This window comes from Arthrobacter sp. ERGS1:01 (assembly GCF_001281315.1).
GTDB lineage: Bacteria > Actinomycetota > Actinomycetes > Actinomycetales > Micrococcaceae > Specibacter.
Genome location: NZ_CP012479.1, coordinates 637600 through 660976, shown reverse-complemented (window position 1 = coordinate 660976; position 23377 = coordinate 637600). Strand labels below are relative to the sequence as shown.

At 67.9% G+C, this 23377-nt stretch carries 15 protein-coding genes and 1 riboswitch; of the genes, 6 read left to right on the top strand and 9 right to left on the bottom strand.

Features of this window, described 5'->3' with window-relative positions; genetic code table 11:
* Positions 1-11 precede the first annotated feature (11 nt).
* The 3 genes from metX to AL755_RS06785 all read right to left on the bottom strand — a co-directional run bounded on the left by metX (position 12) and on the right by AL755_RS06785 (position 5370).
* Positions 12-1127, bottom strand: coding sequence for a homoserine O-acetyltransferase MetX (gene metX / locus AL755_RS06795; RefSeq protein ID WP_054012912.1), 1116 nt, complete (start codon positions 1125-1127; stop codon positions 12-14).
* Between the two features lie 95 nt (positions 1128-1222).
* Positions 1223-2539, bottom strand: coding sequence for a bifunctional o-acetylhomoserine/o-acetylserine sulfhydrylase (locus AL755_RS06790; protein WP_054010358.1), 1317 nt, complete (start codon positions 2537-2539; stop codon positions 1223-1225).
* Between the two features lie 83 nt (positions 2540-2622).
* Positions 2623-2738, bottom strand: a riboswitch (SAM riboswitch).
* Positions 2739-2886: 148 nt separating this feature from the next.
* On the bottom strand, positions 2887-5370 hold the full coding sequence (locus AL755_RS06785; RefSeq protein WP_054010357.1) for a Tex family protein: 2484 nt from the start codon (positions 5368-5370) through the stop codon (positions 2887-2889).
* Positions 5371-5484: 114 nt separating this feature from the next.
* Here AL755_RS06785 and AL755_RS06780 point away from each other — a divergent pair, with 114 nt between their 5' ends.
* Positions 5485-6123 carry a VOC family protein gene (locus tag AL755_RS06780; RefSeq protein WP_054010356.1) on the top strand — a complete coding sequence of 213 codons (639 nt, stop codon included), beginning with the start codon at positions 5485-5487 and terminating at the stop codon, positions 6121-6123.
* A gap of 223 nt (positions 6124-6346) precedes the next feature.
* Here AL755_RS06780 and AL755_RS06775 read toward each other — a convergent pair whose 3' ends face one another.
* Positions 6347-7168 carry a CPBP family intramembrane glutamic endopeptidase gene (locus AL755_RS06775; RefSeq protein ID WP_082368980.1) on the bottom strand — a complete coding sequence of 274 codons (822 nt, stop codon included), beginning with the start codon at positions 7166-7168 and terminating at the stop codon, positions 6347-6349.
* 102 nt (positions 7169-7270) lie between these two features.
* On the opposite strand from AL755_RS06775, the gene AL755_RS06770 reads away from it, so the two are divergent.
* From AL755_RS06770 to efeB, 4 genes are all read left to right on the top strand, one after another.
* The gene (locus tag AL755_RS06770) at positions 7271-7948 is read left to right on the top strand and encodes a histidine phosphatase family protein (protein ID WP_054010355.1); all 678 of its coding nucleotides are present in this window, start codon (positions 7271-7273) and stop codon (positions 7946-7948) included.
* 157 nt (positions 7949-8105) lie between these two features.
* On the top strand, positions 8106-9635 hold the full coding sequence (efeU, locus tag AL755_RS23675) for an iron uptake transporter permease EfeU (protein ID WP_237762617.1): 1530 nt from the start codon (positions 8106-8108) through the stop codon (positions 9633-9635).
* Between the two features lie 54 nt (positions 9636-9689).
* On the top strand, positions 9690-10931 hold the full coding sequence (gene efeO / locus AL755_RS06760) for an iron uptake system protein EfeO (RefSeq protein WP_054010354.1): 1242 nt from the start codon (positions 9690-9692) through the stop codon (positions 10929-10931).
* Positions 10931-12241 carry an iron uptake transporter deferrochelatase/peroxidase subunit gene (efeB, locus tag AL755_RS06755; RefSeq protein ID WP_054010353.1) on the top strand — a complete coding sequence of 437 codons (1311 nt, stop codon included), beginning with the start codon at positions 10931-10933 and terminating at the stop codon, positions 12239-12241. Before efeO ends, efeB begins: the two co-directional genes overlap by 1 nt.
* Before the next feature lie 78 nt (positions 12242-12319).
* Here efeB and AL755_RS06750 read toward each other — a convergent pair whose 3' ends face one another.
* The 5 genes from AL755_RS06750 to AL755_RS06730 all read right to left on the bottom strand — a co-directional run bounded on the left by AL755_RS06750 (position 12320) and on the right by AL755_RS06730 (position 17052).
* Entirely contained in the window at positions 12320-13111 is a 792-nt protein-coding gene (locus AL755_RS06750) for a DeoR/GlpR family DNA-binding transcription regulator (protein ID WP_054010352.1), read from the bottom strand.
* A gap of 101 nt (positions 13112-13212) precedes the next feature.
* Positions 13213-14064, bottom strand: a complete 852-nt coding sequence (locus AL755_RS06745) for a class II fructose-bisphosphate aldolase (protein WP_054010351.1) — start codon at positions 14062-14064, stop codon at positions 13213-13215.
* Between the two features lie 27 nt (positions 14065-14091).
* Positions 14092-15024 (bottom strand): 1-phosphofructokinase family hexose kinase, encoded by a 933-nt coding sequence (locus AL755_RS06740; RefSeq protein ID WP_445290495.1) that lies wholly within the window; start codon positions 15022-15024, stop codon positions 14092-14094.
* Positions 15021-16019: an ROK family protein gene (locus tag AL755_RS06735; protein ID WP_082368978.1), complete on the bottom strand. Its 999-nt coding sequence runs from the start codon at positions 16017-16019 to the stop codon at positions 15021-15023. Before AL755_RS06735 ends, AL755_RS06740 begins: the two co-directional genes overlap by 4 nt.
* Positions 16020-16140: 121 nt before the next feature.
* On the bottom strand, positions 16141-17052 hold the full coding sequence (locus tag AL755_RS06730) for an SIS domain-containing protein (protein WP_054010349.1): 912 nt from the start codon (positions 17050-17052) through the stop codon (positions 16141-16143).
* A 331-nt stretch (positions 17053-17383) separates the two neighbouring features.
* Between AL755_RS06730 and AL755_RS06725 the strand changes: the two genes are divergently transcribed.
* Positions 17384-23338 (top strand): endo-alpha-N-acetylgalactosaminidase family protein, encoded by a 5955-nt coding sequence (locus AL755_RS06725; RefSeq protein ID WP_082368977.1) that lies wholly within the window; start codon positions 17384-17386, stop codon positions 23336-23338.
* Positions 23339-23377: the final 39 nt, after the last annotated feature.

Genomic DNA, 23377 nt, shown 5'->3' with positions numbered 1-23377 from the left:
GAGCCCTGCTGCTACCGGGTGAAGAACGATTCCCGCAGCAGTTCGCCGACGGCGCCTACCTCGGTCAGGAACCCGTCGTGCCCGATCCCCGAGTCGATCCGGCGGACGGTGACGTCGCCGGGCAGGGCGGCGGCCAGTTCCTCGGATTGGGCCGGGAAGTAGAGGCGGTCGCTGTTGACGGCGGCCACCAGGAATTCCACGCCGGCGGTGCGCGCCAGGGCGTCCTGCAGGGTGCCGCGGTCGCGGGCGACGTCGTGGCTCATGAGCGCCTCGGTGATGGCGATGTAGCTGTTGGCGTCGAAGCGGCTGACGAGCTTGCGGGCCTGGTGGTCAAGGTAGCTTTCCACCTGGTACCGGTCCTGCACGGAGCCGCCCGCGGCGGGGCGCAGCCGGCCGTGGCTGAGCGGGTCCTCCCCGGGCTGGACTGAGCGTCCAAACCGTGCCCCCATCTCCGCCTCGGAGCGGTAGGTGATGTGGGCGATCCGCCGTGCCAGCCCCAAGCCCGCGGTGGGGGCGGCGCCGTCGTAGTAGTCGCCGCCGGCAAAGTGCGGGTCCTGGCGGATGGCCAGCACCTGCGCCTGGGCGAAGGCGATCTGCTCCGCCGTACTTGCGGCACAGGACGCCACGACGGCGCAGCGCCGCACGCGCTCCGGGAACGATACCGCCCACTCCAGTGCCCTGGCGCCGCCCATGGAACCGCCAACGACGGCATGCCACTTGCTGATGCCCAGCCGCTCGGCCAGCCGGGCCTCCGCCTGGACGGAGTCACGGATGGTCACGAACGGGAACCGGGAGCCGTAGGGGGCGCCGTCGTCGGCAATGCTGGACGGACCGGTGGTGCCGTAGCAGCCGCCAAGCATGTTGGCGGCCACCACGAAGTACTTTTCGGTGTCGATGACCGAGCCCGGGCCCACCAGGCCTTCCCACCAGCCGTCCTCCTCGGAGTCCCCGCGACTGACGTGGGTGCTTCCGGTGAGTGCGTGCTGGATGAGCACGGCGTTGTTGCCGGCCGCGTTCAGGGTGCCCCAGCATTCAAAGGCCATGGTGACCTGGGGCAGCACCCCCCCGGCTTCCAGTGGCAGCGCGCCGATGCCTACCGAGCGCAGCACGCCGCCACCCTGGCCCACGGCGGCCGAGAATTCCTCACCTACCGGTTCGGGGCCGCCTGTTTCAATGTCTGGGGAAAACACGTCCCGCTCCGCTGCTGTCAGGCCCACGGGGGTCACGCCGATTTTGCTGCGCGGAACCCGGCTTCGAGGTCGGCCAGGATGTCCTCGATGCCTTCGAGGCCCACGGACAGGCGCACCAGGCCCGGGCGGACACCTGCTGCGAGCTGCTCCTCCGGGGACAGCTGGGCGTGCGTGGTGGATGCCGGGTGGATCACCAGCGAGCGGACGTCGCCGATGTTGGCAACGTGCGAGTGCAGTTCCAGGCCGTCCACGAAGCGCTTGCCGGCCTCGGCACCGCCCTTGATGTCGAAGGCGATGACGGCGCCGGTGCCCTTGGGGCCGTACTTGCGGCCGCGCTCAAACCACGGGCTGGACGGGATCCCGGCGTAGGCCACGGCCTCGACGTTCTCGTTTTCCTCCAGCCAGGTGGCGACGGCGACGGCGTTGCTGACGTGGCGGTCCACGCGCAGGCTCAGCGTCTCGATGCCCTGGGCGATCAGGAACGCGTTGAAGGGGGCGACGGCGGAGCCGAGGTCACGCAGGAGCTGAACGCGGGCCTTGAGGATGTAGGCGAGGTTGGCGCCCAGCGCGCTGCCGACGCCAAGGTCACGGGCGTAGACCAGGCCGTTGTAAGTCACGTCGGGGGTGTTGAAGCCGGGGAACTTCTCCGGATCGGCCGCGAAGTCGAACTTGCCGCCGTCGACGATCACGCCGGCAATCGCGCTGCCGTGGCCGCCCAGGTACTTGGTGGCGGAGTGGATGACGATGTCCGCGCCCCATTCCAGCGGGCGGATCAGGTACGGGGTGGCCAGGGTGTTGTCCACGAGCAGCGGCACGCCGGCCTCGTGGGCGATCGCGCTGATGTTTTCCAGGTCCAGCACGTCCTGGCGCGGGTTGGAGACCACTTCGCCGAAGAATGCCTTGGTGTTGGGGCGGACGGCGGCGCGCCATTCGTCCAGGTTGTCGGGGTCGGCGACGAACGTGACCTCGATGCCCAGACGCTTGAGGCTGTGCGCCAGCAGGTTGTAGGTGCCGCCGTAGATGCTGGGGCTGGAGACGATGTGGTCCCCGGCCTGGGCCAGGTTCAGGATGGCGAACGTGGTGGCGGCCTGGCCGGAGGACAGCAGCAGGGCGGCCACACCGCCTTCGAGGCTGGCGATCCGCTGTTCCACGGCGTCCTGCGTGGGGTTGCCGATGCGGGTGTAGATGGGTTCCAGCTCGGCCAGGGCGAAGCGTGCGGCGGCGCTTTCGGCCGACGGGAACACGAAGGATGAGGTCTGGTAGATCGGCAGGGCCCGCGCACCGGTGGCGGCATCGGGCTCCTGGCCTACATGGATCTGGCGGGTTTCAAAGGACCAGGCATTGTTCATGGGAAGATTCCTTCACACTAGAGGCCGGCAATGACAAGGCCCACCATGCGTCGGTCATCGACGGGTGGGCCTGCTGTCGCTGCGGCCCGCGCTTGCACTGCGGCCGGACGGCCCAGTGCCAGGTCTTCACCCGGGGCACCCCACCGCGGTGGAGGGTTGCCGGTCAGCGAGCCGGGGCTTGTCGCTGACACTCATGACCTGTTTCCAGTGTGGGAGATACCCCGCCGCCCGTGCAAGATTGTGACGGCTTTATGACTTCTGCCGAAGAAGTGCTTGAAAATGCAGTCCAAGAGGGGAAAATGTCGAACTTCCAGCCGAAGATGCGCCATTTCCCCCTCGATAGACGCCTAGCCCTTCTTTCCCAGTCCCGCGCGGCGCAGCGCCTCGGCCATGGCCGTGTTGGCCGGTGCGGGTGCCGCCTGCGGAGTTCGCGACTGTCCGCCTGCCGGTCGGGCTTGTCGAGACCGGTCTTGTCGAGACCGGTCTTGTCCGGGTCGCCGGCCTTCGCGCGGCTCCTCCACGGGCTTCCCCGGCTTGCGTCCCGGGGCTCGGGAGCCGGCGTCGTTCCCGGGGCTTGCGGCCTCGTCATCCAGGCGCAGGGTGAGGGAGATGCGCTTGCGCTCGGGCTCCACCTCCAGGACCTTCACGCGCACCACCTGGCCGGACTTGACCACGGAGTGCGGGTCGGAGACGAAGTTGTTGCTCATGGCTGAGACGTGGACCAGACCGTCCTGGTGCACGCCGATGTCCACGAACGCGCCAAAGGCGGCCACGTTGGAGACGGTGCCCTCCAGGATCATGCCGGGGCGCAGGTCGGTGATTTTCTCGATGCCGTCGGTGAATGACGCCGTTTCGAAGCGGGGGCGCGGGTCCCGGCCGGGCTTTTGCAGCTCGGCCACGATGTCCTTGACGGTGGGCAGGCCGAATGAGCCGTCCACGAAGTCGGCCGGGTTCAGGCCGGCCACGGCGCCCACGCCGCCGGAGATTTCGGCCGGCGCGGCCCCCGCGGCGGCGAGGATCTTCCGGGCCACCCCGTACGCCTCGGGGTGGACACTGGAGGCATCCAGCGGCTCCGCTCCCCCGGTGATGCGCAGGAAGCCGGCGCATTGCTCGTACGCCTTGGGACCCAGTCGGGCCACCTTGAGCAGTTCGCGGCGCTTGCCGAACGGGCCGTGTTCGTTGCGGTGCGCCACGATGTTTTCGCTCAGCAACGGCCCGACGCCGGCCACCCTGGCCAGCAGCGCCGGCGACGCAGTGTTCAGGTCCACGCCCACGGCGTTCACGCAGTCCTCGACGACGGCGTCAAGGGAGCGTTCCAGCTTGGCCGGGGTGAGGTCGTGCTGGTACTGGCCCACGCCGATCGACTTCGGATCGATCTTGACGAGTTCTGCGAGCGGGTCCTGGAGGCGGCGGGCAATGGAGACGGCGCCGCGCAGCGAAACGTCCATGCCGGGCAGTTCGGCACCGGCAAGCGCCGACGCCGAGTAGACGGAGGCGCCCGCCTCGGAGACCACCAACTTGGCCACCGGCACGGACGGATCGAGGCGCTTGAGCTCGGCCAGGAGTTCGGCGGCCAGTTTGTCGGTCTCCCGGCTGGCCGTGCCGTTGCCGATGGCCACGAGCTCCACCTTGTGCCTGCGGGCCAGTTCCACGAGCGTGGCCAGGGATTCATTCCAGCGGCGGGCGGGGGCGTGCGGGTAGATGGTGTCGGTGGCGGTGACCTGTCCGGTACCGTCCACCACGGCCACCTTCACGCCCGTGCGCAGGCCCGGGTCAAGGCCCAGTGTGGCCCGGTTTCCGGCGGGTGCTGCCAGCAGCACGTCGCGCAGGTTGGCGGCAAAGACGCGCACGGATTCCTCCTCGGCGGCCTGGAACAGGCGCACGCGCAGGTCCACGGACAGCCGGGTCAGGATGCGGGTGCGCCAGGCCAGCCGGGCACCGGTCATGAGCCAGGTGTCGGCAGACCGGCCGGATTCGGCAATGCCGAGCGAGTGCGCCACGGCGTTTTCGTAGCCGGCGCGGGCCCGGGCCGCCGCGTCGGCGTCGCGGACGTCCGCCTCGGCGAGGTCCAGGGACAGCACGCCTTCCTTCTCGCCGCGCAGCAGTGCCAGGATCCGGTGGCTGGGCAGCGTGTGGGGAGGCTGGGCAAAGTCAAAGTAGTCCTTGAACTTTTCCCCGGCCGCGTCCTTTCCGGTTTTGACGGCGGAGCGCAGCCGGCCCGTTTTCCACAGCCGTTCGCGCAACTCCCCGACGAGGACGGCGTCCTGCCCGGCCCGCTCGATCAGGATGGCGCGGGCACCGGCCAGCGCGTCGTCGGCCGAGGCCACGGCGTGCTCCGGGTTCAGGTATCCGTCGGCGGCGACGGCCGGGGCCAGGGCGGGGTTGGCCAGCAACGAATCAAGGAGCGGTTCCAGCCCGGCTTCACGGGCGGCGTCGGCCTTGGTCTTGCGCGTGGATTTGTACGGCAGGTACAGGTCCTCAAGGTCGGATTTCGTGGCGGCGCCCTCGACGGCGGCCCGCAGCGAGGCGGTGAGTTTGCCGAGTCCGTGGATGGTTTCCAGCACGGTCCGGCGCCGGGCCTCGAGTTCGCGCAAGTAGCGCAACCGTTCCTCGAGGTCGCGCAACTGGGCGTCATCGAGCGTGCCGGTCATTTCCTTGCGGTACCGGGCGATGAACGGCACGCTGGCGCCGTCGTCGAGCAGGCCGATCGCGGCACGGACCTGAGCGGCACGCACGCCCAGCTCCCCGGCGATCGTGGCAATAATGCGATTTTCGACGTCGGCATTGCTGGGCAGGACGAGGGCGGCGGGTGTGGAGGCGGAATCAGTCACGGTTCAATTCTGCCCCACGATCCGCGACTGCCCCGCAGCCCTGAAATCCGACGTCCCATGAGACTTAGGACACGCTAAGTCGAGAGGCGCATCACAAAGTGCCAAGATGAACGCATGCGAATGGATCATGTTTCTTACGCCTGTGAATCAGATGGATTGGCTGCCACCACGGAGCGAATCGCAACCGCCCTCGGGGTCGATGCAGTACGCGGTGGAGTCCACCCGCGATTCGGCACCCGCAATATGATCATCCCGCTCACCGACCACCATTACCTGGAGGTCGTGGAGTGCCTTGACCACCCGGCCTCGGACAAGGCCCCGTTTGGCCAGGCCGTGCGGGCCCGCTCCGCAGCCGGCGGCGGCTGGATGGGCTGGTGCGTGGCTGTGGACGACCTTACCCCGTTCGAGGAACGCCTGGGCCGCAGCGCCGTCCCCGGCAACCGCAAGTTCCCCGACGGCCAGGAGCTCGTGTGGCAGCAGATCGGCATCAAGGGTCTCATCGCCGACCCGCAGGTGCCGTACATGCTCAAGTGGGAGGGCGACCCCTCACTGCACCCGTCCCTGGCCCGGCCCAGCACCGTGCGCATCTCCTCGCTGACCATCGCCGGCAGTGCCGAGCGCGTCACCGAATGGCTCGGCGAGCCCGTGGAGAAGCCGCTGGAGGACGTCTCCGTCGAGTGGATCGCCCCCCGCGGCACGCCCGGCATCATGTCCGTCACGTTTGAGACCGAAAACGGAACTGTCACCATCTAGCATTTTCGGCCCTGCCAAACGGCACCCTCCCTGCGGGGCGGGTGCCGTTTGCGTTTCCGGCTCGGGGTACGCGAAACGTTCTACGCACGACTCACGGTGAGTTTTGCGCACAACAGTGTCTGGCGCGAAACCCAGGCCGGGTTTTGCGCATAAGAGTGCAGGCGAACTCGCAGCTCAGATTTCGAGGCCGGATCTCGACAGGCTCGATCACCGGCCGCGTGGGTTACCCGAACCCGAGGGCCGGGCCCATGGTGAACGCGGCAATGTCCACCAGCGCATGCGCCACCACGAGCGGCGCGACCCGGCCAAATTTCTTGTACAGCCAGCAAAACAGCAGGCCCATGAGGAAGTTGCCCACGAACGGCCCGAACCCCTGGTACAGGTGGTAGCTGCCGCGAATCAGCGAGCTCAGGAACACGGCCGCAATGGGCGTGAACCCGATCTTTTCCAGCCTGCCCAGCAGATAGCCCACCATGACCACCTCCTCCAGCACGCCGTTGTGGATGGCCGACAGCACCAGCACCGGAATGGTCCACCAGTACTGGTTCAGGGCGCTGGGGATGATTTCAGTGGTGACGCCCAAGGCCCGGCCGGCGGCGTAAAGCCCCAGCGAGGGAACCCCGATGACCACCAGCAACCCCAGCGCACCCAGCCCGTCGCGCACCGGGTGCCGGAAATCGAGCCCCATGCGCCGGAACACCGATTTTCCGGGCTCCGCCAGCAGGAAGAACACCAGGAACACCGGAATGAGAGCAAAGAAGATGCCGAGCAGCTGGTACGTGAGGTCGAAGTACTCGCGGCTGCTTTGCACGGTGTTCAGGGTTGAGGTCCCCTGCGACAACGGCGCCTGGCTCAGCTTTTGGATCAGCTGCACCACCGAGTACACGGCCGACTGCCCCAGCGAGAGGCCCAGGACCAGCAGCACCTCAAAGACCAGCCGCCGCCGTGGGCGCACGCCCCAGTCATACAGGACGACGCCGGTCGGCCCACCCTGGGTGGGCCGGGCGCCGTCGGGCTGGGCATTGAGGGGCAGCGATTCACTCATGCACCCCATCATGCCCTCCCGCGGGCCATGGCCGGCGGCAGGCCGGGCCTAAACCAGCGAGTTGCCGGGTGGCGGGCCCGCGGGACTATAGGCTCTAGGGCTATGAGCGCCCCTCGCCAGATCATCATGGTCCGCCACGGACAGTCCGCGGCCAATCTCGACCAGACCCTGTACAACAGGATTCCCGACTACCGGATCCCGCTGACGGAGCAGGGCATTGCCCAGGCGAAGGCGGCGGGCGAGAAGATCCGCCGCCAGTTGGACGGCCAAAAGGTGTGCGTATACGTCTCCCCCTATCTGCGCGCCTACCAAACGCTGGAGGCGTTGGGTATCGAGGACCTGGTGGACCGGGTCATGGAGGAGCCCCGGCTGCGCGAACAGGACTGGGCAAATTTTCAAAACCCGGCCGAGATCGCGGACCAAAAGGAACTCCGCAACGCGTACGGACACTTCTTCTACCGCTTCCGCGAGGGCGAATCCGGCTCGGACGTGTACGACCGGGTGTCCTCGTTCATGGAAACCCTGTACCGGCACTGGTCCAAGCCGGACTACGCGCCCAACACACTGCTGGTGACGCACGGGCTGACCATGCGGCTGTTTTGCATGCGCTGGTTCCACTGGTCGGTGGAGTATTTTGAGTCGCTGAACAACCCCGGCAACGCCGAGGTCCGCGCGCTGGTGACCAGGGAGGGCCGCTATGCGCTGGACATTCCGTTCGAGCAGTGGACGGATGCCGACCCGGCCAAGACCGTCATGGACGCCCCCGACCACATCTGGTAGCCGCCCGGACTGGGTCCGGCGCCATACTTCGTCATTAGCTCACAACTTGTTGGCCTAATTCGCGAAATCGGCGCGGGCAAGGGTAGCCTTGGCTAAGGCAGGGGCAGACTCCTGCCGTCAACGCTACGGACGCCGGAGTATTTAGGTGCTAGCTACCTTGGTTATTGGCCTGCGAGAAGGCCTTGAGGCCGCACTCATCGTGGGCATGATTGCGGCTTTCCTGCGCCGCAACGGAGTTTCCCTCAAGCCCATGTGGTTTGGTGTCGGCGCGGCGGTGTTGCTGAGCGCGGCGGTGGGCATCACCTTGGAAATTGTCTCGGCCGCCCTGCCCCAGCAACAGCAAGAGGCCATGGAAACGGTCATTGGCGCTGCCGCCGTGGTTATCGTGACGTTCATGATCCTGTGGATGAGCAAGAACTCCCGGAACATGAAATCGGCGCTGGAAACCCACGCGGGCTCCGCGCTCAAGGGCGGTTCCGTGGTGGCCCTGGCCGGCATGGCGTTCCTGGCGGTGCTGCGCGAAGGCGTGGAGACGGCCGTGTTCATGGTGGCCGCGTTCCAGTCCTCGCTGAGCCCCGTAGCCGCCGGCAGCGGCGCGGTGATTGGCCTGGCCATCGCCTCCTGCATTGGTTTCCTGCTGTTCCGCGGGGCCATCAAGATCAACCTGGCCAAGTTCTTCACCGTCACCGGCGCGTTCCTGGTGTTCGTGGCGGCCGGACTGGTCATGAAGTCGCTGCGCACCGCCCACGAAGCCGGCTGGCTCAACATTGGCCAGGACGCCACGGTGAACCTGTCCTGGCTGGCACCCAACGGCAGCGCCCGCTCCGCCATCCTCACCGGCGTGTTCGGCATCCCCAACGACCCCCGGCTCGTTGAGGTCCTTGGCTGGGGCCTGTACCTGGTGCCCATGCTCGTGTTTGTGCTGTGGCCGCGGCGTTGGAAGCCGTCCGCCGCACGCCTCCCCCGCATCCAGTTTGCCGCCGCCGGAGCCCTTGGCGTTGCCGCCGTGGCCCTGGCCGTCGCCGCACCGCTGTCCGTTCCGGCAGCACCGTCCGCAGCCGGCAACACCACCGTGGTCACGGGCACCGAGCAGCCGTTCGGCACCATCCACGTCGTTACGGGCTCCGCCCCGACCCTTGTTGTCACGGCATCCGGCGGCGCCGAGACCCGCTACCCGCTGACCAGCCAGGGCACCGCGACCCACGGCGGCCAGCTCGCCGACGTCTATACCGCCGATCCGGCACCCGCCGCCCAGGCCGACCCCGCCAAGGTCTCCCTGGACGACCTCGCCGGCCTCAACGGCGGCCGCATGCCCGTGGGCATCAGCTCGATTCAAAACCCCGGCCCGTTTGCCGCCAACTGGAGCCACAAGGGCGACATCACGCTCTGGCTCGTCAACGGCGCCATCCTCGACGCCGAAAACACCTCCGGCGCCACGCTGACGCTCAGCGGCGGCGGGCTTTCCACATCCCGCACGATCGCGGTGGCCGGCGCCGGCGCGTGGCAGGTGCCCAATTCCCAGGTGGACCAGGCCTCCGCCGAGCTGGCCGCACATGATTCGGCCGCCGCCGAGGTGGTGCTGTGGAGCGTCTACCTGCCCATCGTCTGCCTCGTGACGGCGCTGCTGCTTGCCCTTGCGGGCCGGCGCAACCGCCGCCAACTTCTGGCCACGGCACCTTCCCCATAACGGCCGCGCAATCCTTTCGCCGCACCTTCCCGAACCACTTCCCTAAGGACCCCCATGCCCTCGCACGCCCCCACCCCGACGCGCCGTTTCCTTCCCCCCGCATTGCTGGCCGGCACCGCGATCCTGACACTGGCCCTGACGGCCTGCGGCGGCGCGGCCACCCCTGGTTCCCCGGCTGCGACCGGATCCGGCGGCGGCGCCGCCCCCGTCAGCAACGGTGCCGCCCAGGTGGCCATCAGCGTTGAAAGCGTCAACGGCGAGGACAGCTGCGTTGCGAGCCACAGCTCCGCCCCCGCCGGACCCACCACCTTCACCATCACCAACAAGGACGCCGCCGGTGTCAGCGAGGTGGAGCTGCTCAGCGACCAGCGCATCCTGGGCGAGCGCGAAAACGTGATCCCCGGGCTGAAGTCCGTCAGCTTCACCGTCACGCTCGACGGCGGCGACTACCAGATCTACTGCCCGGGCGCCGGCACCGAGAACCAGACGTTCACCGTCACCGGCGGGACCACCGCCGGTGCCACGAGCGGCATGGGTGACCTGCTCAAGCAGGGCACCGAGGGCTACGCCAAGTACGTTTCCGGCCAAGTGGACTCCCTCGTGACCGCCGTGGCCGTGCTGAAGAGCGCCGTCGACTCCGGCGACGTCACCGCCGCCCAGAAGGCCTACGCCGAGGCCCGCCCGTTCTACGAGCGGATCGAACCCGTGGCCGAAAGCTTCCCCGACCTCGACCCGGCGCTCGACCTGCGCGTGGCCGACGTCGTCCCCGGCACCCCCTGGACCGGCTTCCACCCGCTCGAGAAGGACCTCTTCACGAGCAAGGCCATCACGGCCCAGTCCAAGGAACTCGCGGCCGGGATCGTCACGAACGTGGCAAAGTTGAAGACGCTGACCACCGGCCTGGAGAAGGACGGCGGCTACAAGCCCGAGGAACTGGCCAACGGCGCCAGCGGCCTGCTCGAGGAGGTCCAGTCCTCCAAGATCACTGGTGAGGAGGAAGCCTACTCCAAGCTTGACCTGGTGGACTTCGTGGCCAATATTGAAGGTTCCCAGCAGGCGTTTGAGTACCTCAAGCCCGCCCTGGTGAAGATCGACCCGACCCTGACGGCGTCCATCGCCGCGCAATTCGACATCGTCAACAAGGCCATGGAAGCGTACGCCGACCCGTCCGCACTCGGCGGCTACAAGCCGTACACCGCCGCACTGAAGGCGGCCGATGCCCCCAAGCTCACCCAGCTGATCCAGGCCCTGCAGGCCCCGCTGGCCAAGATCGCCGAAAAGGTGGCTACAGTCTGATGACGAACTCCAGCCCCGACGAGCCGGAAACCTCCGGCAACTTCAGCCGACGCCGCTTCTTTGGCGGCGCCGGAACGGCCGCCGTTGCCGGTGCCGGCGGCCTCATCGTCGGGGCCGGGGGCGCCCTGGCCGCAACCGCGGCGGCAGGTGCCGGCCCGGCACCCGACCCAGCGGCCGACGTCGAACGCCTCGCAGCAGCCAGCGCGAACCTGAGCTACCCGTACTACGGCACGCACCAGGCCGGCGTGGACACCCCGCCCCAGGACCACCTGGTGTTCACCTCCTTCGACCTGAGCACCACGAGTCCCACCGACCTGCAGCTGGTGCTGGCCAAGTGGTCGGCGGCCATGGCCGAGATGACGTCCGGGCGCCCCGTGGGCAAGGTCCAGCCGGCCCGCGAAATGGCCGTGCCTGTCGACACCGGCGAGGCCTTCGAGATGGGAACCCAGGGGCTGACGCTGACGCTCGGCTTTGGACCCTCGCTTTTTGATGACAGGTTTGGGCTGGGCAAGTTCAAGCCCGCCAATTTTGCGACGCTGCCCGCCATGGCCGGCGAGGCACTCGACCCCGCCTACACGGGCGGGGACCTGTGCATCCAGGCCTGCGCCAACGATCCACAGGTGGCCTACCATGCCGTGCGCAACCTGGCCCGGATGGCCCGCAGCCAGGTCACCACCAAGTGGACCGTGCTCGGCTTTGGGCGCGCCTCCGCCGGCGCCAATCAAAAGACGCCGCGAAACCTCATGGGCTTCAAGGACGGCACCCGCAACATCACCACTCCGGACGACTTCGCCAAGCACGTGTGGGTGGGCGAGGAGGCCGGACAGAAGTGGATGAACGGCGGCACGTACATGGTGGCCCGCAAGATCCACATGCTCATCGAGACCTGGGACGAGGACGCGATCGGCGACCAGCAAACCGTCTTTGGCCGGTCCAAGCAGGAAGGCGCCCCGCTGTCCGGCAAGACTGAACACGATGTGCCCGACTTCCATGCCAAGATCGCCGGCGCGCCCGTCATCGCCCCGAATTCACACATTGCGCTGGCGGCCCATGAAAACAACGGCGGCACGAAGATCCTGCGCCGCGGCTACAACTTCACCGACGGCCTGGACTCCGTGGGCCGGCTGGATGCGGGCCTCATGTTCCTCAGCTTCCAGAACGACCCGGAATCGTTCATCACCCTCCAACGCAAGCTCGGCTCCTCCGACAGGCTCAACGAGTACATCCGCCATGTGGGCTCGGCCGTATTCGCCGTACCTGCGGGCCTGCCGGAGGCCGGCAGCTACTACGGCAAGGAATTCTTCGCCTAGGCTGACCGCTTAAACAGCTGACCCGCAGCCGTCGTTGAAAGCCACGTTCTTTCAACGACGACTGCGGGTTGGCTGCGTTTAGACCTCGGGTGCGACGATGACCTCGGTGCCGGCGTCGTTGAACGCCGCCAACTGATCGGCCGTGATGCCGGAGTCGGTGATGAGTTTGTGGAAGCGGTGGTCCTCCATGGTGGCGAAGGCGCGCTGGCCGATCTTCGAGGAATCCGCCAGCATGTAGGCCTCGGAGGCGCGGCGGGCCATGCGCGAGTTCACCGAGGCCTCGCCCTCGTCGTTGATGGTGGGGCCGGCGCCGGGCTCGATGCCGTTGACGCCAATGAACGCAATGTCCAGGGCCACCTTTTGCAGGATGGAATCCGCGTACGGTCCCACCAGCTCATAGGAGCGCGGGTTGACGATGCCGCCGGTGACCATGATCTTGAAGTTGGGCCGGATGGCCAGCTGCGCGGCGATGTTGATGGCGTTGGTGACCACCGTCAGCGTGGGCCGGTTGGACTGTTCCATCAGGTCCTCACGGGTGGAGAGCACCTGGGCCAGGGCCGTACTGGTGGTGCCGCCGCACAGGCCGATCACGGCGCCCTTGGGAATCAGTTCGCTTGCGGCCACGGCAATCTGGTGCTTCTGCTCGGCATGGTCGTCGCGGTTGTACCTGCCGGGGAGGTCATAGGAGACAAACCCGGAGGTGGCGCCGCCGCGGGTTCGGGTCAGCAGCCGCTCGTTGGCCAGCGAATCCAGGTCGCGCCGTGCCGTGGCCGGGGAGACGCCGAGCTTTTCGACAATCTCATCCACGTCGACCTGCCCGTCGCCGGCCAAGATGTCCAGGATTGCTGTCAACCGTTCGGTCCGGTTCATGAAACCTCTCCCATAGAGTTCGTCAATAAATAATTCTGCACTAAACAAAGGGAGACGCCGCGCACAGCTGCATTATCTGTGCGCGGCGTCCCCCTGAAGCCTTAGTTCCGCGCCGCTTCAACGCCTGCAAACAAAGCTAGCAGGCGGGAGACTTCCGGCACCAAGGCGGCGCGCCCTGCACCGAGGTACTTGCGCGAATCCACGACGGCCGGGTTGGCGTCCAGGAACTCACGCACGGCGCGGGTGAAGAAGCCGTTCAGGTGGGTGGAGACGTTGATCTTGGTCATGCCCGCGGCGATGGCGGCCACAATGTTCTCATCCGATACACCGGAGGAGCCGTGCAGCACCAGCGGCACGTCCAGGGCGGCCTTCAGCTCCGCGATCCGGCCCAGGTTCAGGGCGGCGGAGCGTTCGGTCATGGCGTGCGAGGAGCCCACGGCCACGGCCAGGGCGTCCACGCCGGTCGCGGCAACAAACGCAACCGCCTCGGCCGGGTCGGTTAATACGCCGGGTGCGTGGGCGCCGTCCTTGCCGCCGACCTTGCCCAATTCGGCCTCGACGTAGACGCCGCGCTCGTGCGCGTACGCGGCCACGCGGGCCGTCACCTCGACGTTTTTTGCATAGTCGAAGTGGGCGCCGTCGTACATGATCGAGCCAAAGCCCAGGTCCACTGCCTGGTAGGCCAGGGCCTCGTCCTCGGCGTGGTCAAGGTGCACGGCGACCGGTACCGAGGCCTTGCGGGCGGCGGCCAGCGTGGCCAGGGCCACGGGCTCCAGGCCGCCGTGGAACTTGGCGCAGTTCTCGGAAATCTGCAAGATCACGGGGCGGCCGGCGGCTTCGGCCCCGCCGATGAGCCCTTCAATGGTTTCCAGGTGGATGACGTTGAAGGCGCCCTGGCCCGTGCCGGTCTTCGCGGCCAGGTCCATGATGTCGCGGGTGTTGGTCAATGCCATGAAAGTGCGTCCTAAAGGTAGGTGGGGTCAGTGGTCTGTCAGGATCAGTTGCTCGGCCAGTTCGGCAAAGCGGGGTGAAATTTCCCCGGCTCCGGGCATGAGCACGGCGGCGGCGCTCCAGGCCGTGGCCCGGCGCAGGATCTCGCGCAACTCTGTTTCGCCGTGGGCGAGGGCGACGGCGGCCGCACTCACCGCGGCGTCGCCGGCACCAGTCGGGTTGCCGCGCAGCGGTGCCGGCAGCTTTGCCTGGATGTAGCTGGTGGGGGCGTCGGCGCTGAAGGCCAGCATGCCTTCCTCACCCACGCTGACCAGGACGCGACGGGCACCGAGCGCCATGAGCTTGCGGGCGGCGCTGACGAGGTCGCTCTCCCCCACCGCCTCCATGAGCTCGTGGTTGTTGGGTTTGAGCAGGTCGGCCCCGGCCCGGGCGGCGGCCAGGATCCCGCTGCCGGAGGTGTCGATGATCGCCGGAACACCGGCGTCGTGCGCCAACCCCACCAGCGACGGGTAGAAGTCGGCGGGGGCCTCCAGCGGCAGCGATCCCGAGCCGACCAGGACCCCTGCCGTGCCCAGCCCGGCGACGACGGCGGCGGTCAGGGCGCGCCATTCGGCGTCGGCCAGTGCGGGGCCGGTTTCGTTGAAGATGCTCGTGGTGTCGTTGCGGGTGTCCACCAGGGCGATCGTGCGGCGGGTGGCCGCGGCCACGTCCACCAGATGGTGGCTGATCCCGGACGTATCCAGGTCCTCGCGAAGCTGGACGCCGGATGCCCCGCCGGCCGTGGCGACGGCCAGCGTGGGGAAGCCAAGCTGGTGGGCCACACGGGAGACGTTCAGGCCCTTGCCGCCGGCCCGGTACAACGGGGTGGGGACGCGGTGCGAGGCGCCCGGCTCCACGCCATCCACTGTGTAGGTGACGTCAACGGCGGGGTTGGGCGTGACGGTCAGGACCACATTGTTCACAAGGATGCCTTTGCGGGGTCGGTTGCCGGTTCGATCAGGGTGCGTGCCTTCAGGGCGGAGCCGATGAGCCCGGCATTCTCGCCCAGCACCGCATGGACAAATTGCGGGCGGCGGTGGAAGGAGAGCAGCGCATCGACGCGGGCCGCGAGCGGTTCAAAGAGCGCCGGCCCGGCCATGGACAGCCCGCCGCCCAGGACCACGGTTTCGGTGCCGAGGATCGACACGCATTGGGCGACGCTGAAGGCCAGCGCGTTGACGGCGTCGTCCCACACCTGCCGGGCGGCGGCGTCGCCGGCCCCGGCCCGGGCCAGCACCGTGCGCGCGCCGTCCACCGGCTGGCCGGCGGCTTCGGCGTAGCGGCGGGCGATGGCACCGGCGGAGCCGATCGATTCGAGGATTGCCAGGCCGCCGTCGGGGGCGGGGACCATGGCGTGGCCAATTTCGCCGGCGTAGCCGTCGCCGGCCACCCGGCTGCCGTCGCACAGCACGGCGCCGGCGATTCCGGTGCCGATAACCAGGATCAGCACATCGCGTTTGCCGACGGCGGCTCCGATGCGGAACTCGGCCTCGCCGGCCATGGATACGTCGTGGCCGAAGGCGACGGGCAGGCCCAGTGCCTCCGTCAGGGTTGCCGTGAACGGGTAGTCGCGCCAGCCAAGGTTGGCGGAGAAGACGCCCACGCCGTTGACTTCATCGACGATTCCCGGGACGGTCACGCCCACGGCGGAGATGGCCAGCTCGGGGTGGCGGGCCTGGTAGTCGCGGGTCAGTTCCACGATCCGTGCGCAGACGGTGTCGCCGGAGCGTTCGCCGTCGAGCGGTGTGGGGTGGCGTTGGAGGTCGCTCAGCTGCGCACCGTCGGCGGTGGGTTCGCCGCAGATGATGCCCACCTTCATGTCGGTGCCTCCGACGTCGAACGCCAGGACGGCGCCGGCGGTCTCGGGGGCAGTGGACGTGGCGCCGGGGAGGACCTGGCCGGGCGTGGAAGAGTTCATGAAGATTGGGTACTTTCGCAGGAGGTTGCCGCCAACGCAGCGTGTACGGAAGAAAAGTCAGGCACCCCACCGGTTTCGTGGGGTGCCTAACATCTTAGCCAGTGGCCGCCCTACCGGATCGTCAGTCCGCGAGGATGACCGAGCGGGTCAGGTTGCGCGGCAGGTCCGGGTTCATTCCGCGGGCGCGGGCACGTTCCAGGGTGACGCGGTGCACGCGGGCCAGCTCGGCCAACGGGTGGACGGTGGTGTTGATGTAGAGCGCACCGGTCTTGGCGACGTCGGCGTCCAGGCCCTCGGGCTGCTCGCCGAACATCCACGTGACGCGGTTCGGGGCGGCGATGGAGATCGGGCCGTGGCGGTATTCCTTGGCCGGGTAGGACTCGGTCCAGCCCTGCACGGCTTCGCGCATCTTCAGCCCGGCTTCGTGGGCCAGGCCCACGGTCCAGCCGGTGCCCAGGAAGGTGAACTGTTCGGCGTCGATCAGTTCCTGCTCCACGGGGGCGGTGACGGCGCTCTTGGCGTCCTCGACGGCGGCGGTAAGGTCCACGCCGACGCTCGTGAGCAGGTAGGCCAGGGCGGTGGTGGCGAAGCGGGTCTGGACCACTGACTGCTCGTCGGCGTAGGGAAGTTCGACGACGGCGTCGGCCAGCACCATGATCGGCGAGGTGACGTCGCCGACGAGGGCCACGGTGGGGACGGTGCCCTTGATGGCGGTGAGGACTTCGAGCACCTCGGTGGTGGTGCCGGAGCGGGTGATGGCGACGACCGCGTCGTAGCCGCGCTCGGCGCCCAGGAAGGATTCGGAGGCGGCGAAAGCGTCGGTGACGCCCTTGCCGGCGCCTTCACGGGCGGTGGCGTAGCTCTGCGCCATGAACCAGGACGTGCCGCAACCGATGACGGCGACGCGCAGGCCGTCGGCCGGGAGCAGGTTTTCGCTCTTGGCCTGGGCGATGGCCTGGGCCCACACCTCGGGCTGGCTGGTCAGTTCGGCATCCATGAAGGGGCCAAGTTCGCTGGGCGCAAATTCAGTCATGCTGGGGATTCTCCTTGTTTCATGCCCGCCGCGTGGCTCACATCGAGGACCGGAGGGGTTGTGCATCGTTGACCCAACTATATCACCAATTGATTGATTGCACCCCCAAAACGTCAGAATCAATCACTAATTGATTTTTGTCACGGCCGCTCGTCGAATGGACGCCCGGGACTTGTAATCCGAATCACGAAAAGGCAATAATAAAACGATGTTATCGATAACAGTGTGATGTACCTCAAAGTCACCTGTTGTCACTGCATTCAGCTGGACCTTTTCGAGCGGGCAGGAACGCGGCCCGCACCCTAAAACAAAGTTGTTCAAGGAGCTCTTGATGTCACTCGCACGACACCAACGCAGATGGCTGGGGATGGGGATCGCCGGAGCCGTCATGGCCGGCGCCATAGTACCCATCGCCGCGGCTGCACCCGCCCTCGCGGCCGACCCAACGGCGGCGGTGATCGACTCCGGCACCATGTCCGTGCAGGTCTCCACCGCCTTCCCCCAGGCCTTGCGCTACACGCTGGGCACCAAGACCATGACCGGCGCCACCGCCGTCGCCACCAAGCTGCGCATTAACGGCACCGACCAGAACGTCACCGTCACCTCCGTCGTGAACCCCGACGGCAAGTCCATCGACTACAACATCGCGGTGCCCGGCCTGGACGGCGTGAGCCTGAAGGCCCGGCTGTCCGTGGAGAAGAACGTGCTCTCGTTCAATGTCACGGAGATCAAGGAAGCCGGCACCGCCCGGGTCTCCACGCTCCAGATCATGGACCAGGACCTGGTCACGGTCTCCTCCTCCGAGCCGGGCGCCTCCGTGGCCTCGGCCGTGGTCTCCGTTGACCGTGCCGTCACGGGCGACACCTTCACCCCCATCACGGCGGCCACCGCCGTCGACGCCGCAGCCAAGACGTCCATGGTGGCCATCGCCTCCACCGACCAGCTCGCGGCCGGCTTTGAGAGCAACTCCCTGTACGACGGCGCCATCTCGGCCGCCGACAACACCCTCGCCTCCAGCGACCGGGGCCGCTTCTGGCGCCAGGTCAAGACCGACGGCGCCGGGAAGAAGACGGGCATCTCCTCCGGCGCCTGGCTGTACCGCGCCAAGGGTGCCGCCGACAAGCAGACCGAAGCCCTGCCCATGGCCAAGGTGGTCATCACCGGCGACGCCAACGCCGACGGCACCGTCGACTGGCAGGACGGCGCCGTCGCCTCCCGCGACATCGAGATCAAGCCGGCCGGCTGGCAGGACGTGAAGAACCGGGTTGTCCAGCACATCCCGTTCAACTTCGCCAGCCAGGCCACCAACCCGTTCCTGCGCACGCTCGACGACGTCAAGCACATCTCGCTGGCCACCGACGGACTGGGCCAGATGGCCCTCCTGAAGGGCTTCACGAGCGAGGGCCACGACTCGGCCAACACCGACTTCGGCGACAACTTCAACCAGCGCGCCGGCGGCGTGGACGACATGAACACGCTGCTCAAGCAGGCCAAGGCGTACGGCGCCACGTTCAGCGTCCATATGAACAACACCGAGGCGTACCCTGAGGCGAAGGCGTTCAACGACTCGTTCGTGAAGACCCCGCTGAGCGCCGGCTGGAACTGGCTCGAACAGTCCTACGGCATCGACCAGCGCACCGATGTCCTCTCCGGCACCCAGGCCGCCCGCATCAAGGCCCTTGCCGACAAGACGGACGACAACCTGACCAACAACTACATCGACGTGTACTACGAGTCCGGCTGGGTGGGCCAGAAGCTGCAGGACTCCATCATCGCCAACGGCTTCTCGGTTGCCTCGGAGTTTGCCGCGGCCATGCCCCGCAACAACACCTGGTCCCACTGGGCCGTGGATGAGAACTACGGCGGCTCAAACACCAAAGGCTGGAACTCGCAGATCCTGCGCTTTGCCCAAAACACCCAGCGCGACACCTGGAACCCGGACCCCCGCCTGGGCACCCCGCACATCGTTGAGTGGGAAGGCTGGACCGGGCAGAACAACTACAACGCGTTCCTGAAGAACGTGTGGGACAACAACGTCCCGGCCAAGTTCGTCCAGCAGCAGGAAATCAAGACGTGGACGCCGGCGGCGATCACGCTGGAGAACAACCTGAAGATCACCGGCACCTCGCTGGATAACCGCGTGATCACCCAGGACGGCGTGGACGTACTGCGCGGCCACGACTACCTGCTGCCGTGGTCGAGCTCCCCCGTCGAGTTCGGCAAGGACGCCAAGAACGACACCACGCAGACCAAGCTGTACAACTACAGCGCGGCCGGCGGCACCCAGACCTGGACGCTGACGCCAGCGTTTGCGAACCAGACCACCCTGAAGCTCTACAAGCTCACGGACCAGGGCCGCACCTTCGTCAAGGACGTCGCCGTCGCCAACAAGGCGGTCACGCTGTCCCCGGAGGCCAACACGGCTTACGTGCTGGTTCCCACCACTCCCCTGGCCACCGTGCCGGCGGTATCGGCAGTGACCACCGTTCCGGCGTCGACCGTCTGGGGCGAGGGCAGCCCCGTCACGGACCCCGGCTTCAACTCCGGCACCCTGGCCGCCTGGAACCCGCAGGGCGGGGCCACCCTGGCCACCTCCGCCAAGGGCCTGACCTCGGCGCAGCTCGGCACGTCCGCCTCCGGCATCTCGCAGCAGCTCGGGGCCCTGAAGAAGGGCACCTACTCCGTGAGCGCCTGGATCGGCATCGACCCGGACCGCGCCAAGACGGCGGCATTGAAGAAGCGCGCCACCACCCTGAGCGCCACGGTCTCCGGCTCCCCGGCGGTCAGCAACACCATCTCCTCCTCGCCCCTGCTGAACACCGTGGGTGCGGACCAGAAGAACAACACCTTCACCCAGCGCGTGAGCGTGCTGGTGGATGTCAAGAACGACGGCGACAAGCCGACCCTGACCATCTCCGCCCCCGCAGGCGACACCGTGGTCAAGATCGACGACGTCCGCGTGGTCAAGACCGCGCACGTCACGGCCGCCGATGTCACCCCAACCAACCCGTCCGGCGTCGTGCTGGCCGAGGACTTCGAGAATGTCGACCAGGGCTGGGGCCCGTTCGTGAAGGGCGACGCCGGCGGCGTCACCGACCCGCGCACGCACCTCGCGCCGCGGCACGATCCCTACACGCAAAAGGGCAGCAAGTACGGCCCCTCCGTGGGCGGCACCATCACGCCCAAGACCGTCGACGACGTCCTGGCCGGCCAGTTCTCGCTGAAGTCCCACGAGGAGAACACCGGCCTCGTCTACCGCACCACCATGTCCACCATGCCGTTCAAGGCCGGGCACGACTACGAGGTCTCCTTCGACTACCAAAGCTCCAAGGCCAACGAGTACTCCTGGGTGGGCGGCTACGACAGCGCCACCGGTGCCGTACAGACCGAAGCCAAGGCGCTCCCGGTGGCAACCTCCAACACCCGCTGGGTGCAGAACTTCACGGCCAGCGCCTGCGGCGACAGCTATGTGGGCCTGCTGCGCAACGGTTCGGCAGCCGCCGACGTCTCCGTCGACAACGTCCTGATCCGCGACCTCGGCACGTCCACCAAGACCCCGGCCTGCGCCCAGCTTTCGCTGGCACAGACCGGCGCGATCATCGAGCAGAACACCGACAACACGTTCACCACGACGCTGACCTCCAACGAGCCGGCAGCCGTGAAGGACGTCGCAGTGAAGCTGACGGTGCCCGCCGGCTGGACGGCAACGGCCACCACCCCCGCCACGGCGGCAACGCTGGCCGCGGGCGCCAAGCTGGTCACCACCTGGACCGTACGCCCCCCGGCAGCCGCCGACGGCAACTACGACATCACCGCAAACCTGGCCTACACCACCACGGTTGACCCGATCGGCGCACGCAGCGCCGTGACGACGCTGGGCGTCTACACGCTGCCGCACCCGCCCACCGCGGACACCTTCGCGTCCGACATGCAGTGGATCGGCACCCCCGCCAACGGTTGGGGCCCGGCCGAAAAGGACGTCGCCAACGGCGAACAGGGCGCCAACGACGGCCCTCCCCTTACCGTTGACGGCAAGGTCTACGCCAAGGGCCTGGGCGTCCACGCGCTCTCCACCGTCAAGTACTTCGTGGGGGCGCAGTGCAAGGCGTTCACGGCCGTCATCGGCATTGACGACTTCCAGGGCACCAAGGGCTCGGTCATCTTCACGGTCCTCGGCGACAACGGCGCGGAACTCTACAACTCCGGCGTCCTGACCGGCGCCAGCGCCGCGGTTCCGATCAACGTGCCGCTCAACGGCGCCAAGTACGTGACCTTGAACGTCGACCCCAACGGCTCCAACGGCAACGACTGGTCCGACTGGGCCGACGCGAAGTTCATCTGCTCCAACGACGCCCCCGCACTCGTGCTGGCCCCCGTGGTCAACCCGGGCGGGCCGCTGGAACAGGGCAAGAGCTACACGGTCACCGTGGGTGAGCTGAAGGCCGGCACCGACGCCACGTTCTCGCTGGGCGCCAAGGTCCTCGGCACGGCCACGGCCAACGCTTCCGGCGTTGCGACGTACAGCTACAAGGTTGCCGCCGACGCCGCCGTGGGCGCCGGGACCATCACGGTCGCCGGCACCGACTCCAACGGCAAGGCAGCCACGGGCTCCGTCGCCATCACGACCGTCGGCACCCCGCCGCCGGCACCAACCAAGGACAGCTTCGCCAGTGACCTGCCGTTCGTCGGCACCCCCGTCAACGAGTGGGGCCCGGTGGAGAAGGACATGAACAACGGCGAGGATGCCGCCGGCGACGGCAGCGCCCTGACGCTCAAGGGCAAGGCTTACGCCAAGGGCCTGGGCGTGCACGCCGACTCCGCCATCAGCTACTACCTGGGCGGGGCATGCACCACGTTCACGGCCGCCGTCGGCATCGACGACGCAAAGCTGTCCAAGGCGCACCGCGGCAACGTGGTGTTCACCGTGGTGGGCGACGGCAAGGTGCTCGCCACCTCGCCGCAGCTGACCGTGGACAGCCCGCTGTACCTGTTCACCGTGGACGTCAAGGGCGTCAACTACATCGACCTGAACGCGGCAAAGATCCTCGTTGACGGCAAGAACGGTGACGAGTGGGCCGACTGGGCCGACGCCAAGTTCAGCTGCGGCACCGAGGTGCCGGCCCTGACGCTGGCACCCGTGGTCGAGGGCGGCAACGCGCTCGAGCAGGGTTCCACGCACAAGGTGACGGTGGCCGAATTGCAGGCCGGCTCCTCCGCTTCGCTGAAGTTGGCTGACGGCACGGCCGTCACGGCCGTTGCCGATGCCGCCGGCGTGGCCACCTTCTCGCTGGCGGTTCCGGCCGACGCCAAGGCCGGCGCCGCCGCCCTGGTTGTCGCGGGAACCGACAAGAACGGCAAGGCGGCCACCGGCACCATCACGGTGACGGTGACCCAGAAGCCCGTTCCGGTTGACCTCACGGTTGCCGTTGCCGGCGGCGAGCTGCAGATCGGCACCGAGTCCACCGTCACGGTGGGCAAGCTCAAGGCCGGCGCGCAGGCCACCCTGGCCCTGGCCGGCAAGGAGCTGGGCAAGGCCACCGCCGATGCGAACGGCGTTGCCACCTTCAAGGTGACCCCGGCCGCCGGCACGGCCACCGGAAACGCGGCACTGTCCGCCTCCGGAACCGGTTCCAACGGCCTGGCCGCCACGGGCTCGACCAACGTCGTCGTCAAGGCGGCAGCGGTTGACCCGGGCGAGCCCAACCCGGTGCCGCTGGTGCCGTCGCTGAACGTGCCGTCGGATTCCCTGACGGCCGGCGGCAAGCTCACCATCACGGTGCCGAACCTGGCACCCGGCTCCACGCTCCGCGTCGAGCTGCACTCCACCCCGGTGGTTCTGGGCACGGCCAAGGCCAACGCCGCCGGCGTTGCGACGCTGGCGGTCACCATCCCGGCCAACACGCCCGCCGGCGACCACCGGATCGCTGTGTACGGTACGGATGCCAACGGCACGGACTCCACCGGTTCGCTGGCCGTGACGGTCGCAAAGGCAACCGTTGAACCCACGGATCCGCCCACGGACCCGACGCCCACCGCCACGCCGAGCGCCACGCCGAGCGCCACCACCACGCCCGGCACGACGCCGTCGGCCTCGCCGTCCGCCTCCGCCACGGCCACGGGTTCGTCGGCTCCGGCCACGAGCGCACCGGCGGACAACGGCACGGGTACGGACGAGCTGCCCAACACGGGCGCCAACGCGGTCCTGCCGATCCTCGGCCTCGCACTGCTGGCACTGTTTGGCGGTGCGGCCACCATGCTGGTCCGCCGCCGGCGCAGCCACGGCTAGGCCTTAGCGGCAACGAGCAACAAAAAGGGCGCTGCGTCC

Excerpts from the sequence above, each read along its gene's own strand:
- efeB (WP_054010353.1), top strand. The coding sequence starts at position 10,931 with ATGACGAACTCCAGCCCCGACGAGCCGGAAACCTCCGGCAACTTCAGC.
- AL755_RS06725 (WP_082368977.1), top strand. The coding sequence starts at position 17,384 with ATGTCACTCGCACGACACCAACGCAGATGGCTGGGGATGGGGATCGCC.
- AL755_RS06745 (WP_054010351.1), bottom strand. The coding sequence starts at position 14,064 with ATGGCATTGACCAACACCCGCGACATCATGGACCTGGCCGCGAAGACC.
- AL755_RS06790 (WP_054010358.1), bottom strand. The coding sequence starts at position 2,539 with ATGAACAATGCCTGGTCCTTTGAAACCCGCCAGATCCATGTAGGCCAG.
- AL755_RS06770 (WP_054010355.1), top strand. The coding sequence starts at position 7,271 with ATGAGCGCCCCTCGCCAGATCATCATGGTCCGCCACGGACAGTCCGCG.
- AL755_RS06750 (WP_054010352.1), bottom strand. The coding sequence starts at position 13,111 with ATGAACCGGACCGAACGGTTGACAGCAATCCTGGACATCTTGGCCGGC.
- efeO (WP_054010354.1), top strand. The coding sequence starts at position 9,690 with ATGCCCTCGCACGCCCCCACCCCGACGCGCCGTTTCCTTCCCCCCGCA.
- AL755_RS06735 (WP_082368978.1), bottom strand. The coding sequence starts at position 16,019 with ATGAACTCTTCCACGCCCGGCCAGGTCCTCCCCGGCGCCACGTCCACT.
- AL755_RS06775 (WP_082368980.1), bottom strand. The coding sequence starts at position 7,168 with ATGAGTGAATCGCTGCCCCTCAATGCCCAGCCCGACGGCGCCCGGCCC.
- AL755_RS06730 (WP_054010349.1), bottom strand. The coding sequence starts at position 17,052 with ATGACTGAATTTGCGCCCAGCGAACTTGGCCCCTTCATGGATGCCGAA.
- AL755_RS06780 (WP_054010356.1), top strand. The coding sequence starts at position 5,485 with ATGCGAATGGATCATGTTTCTTACGCCTGTGAATCAGATGGATTGGCT.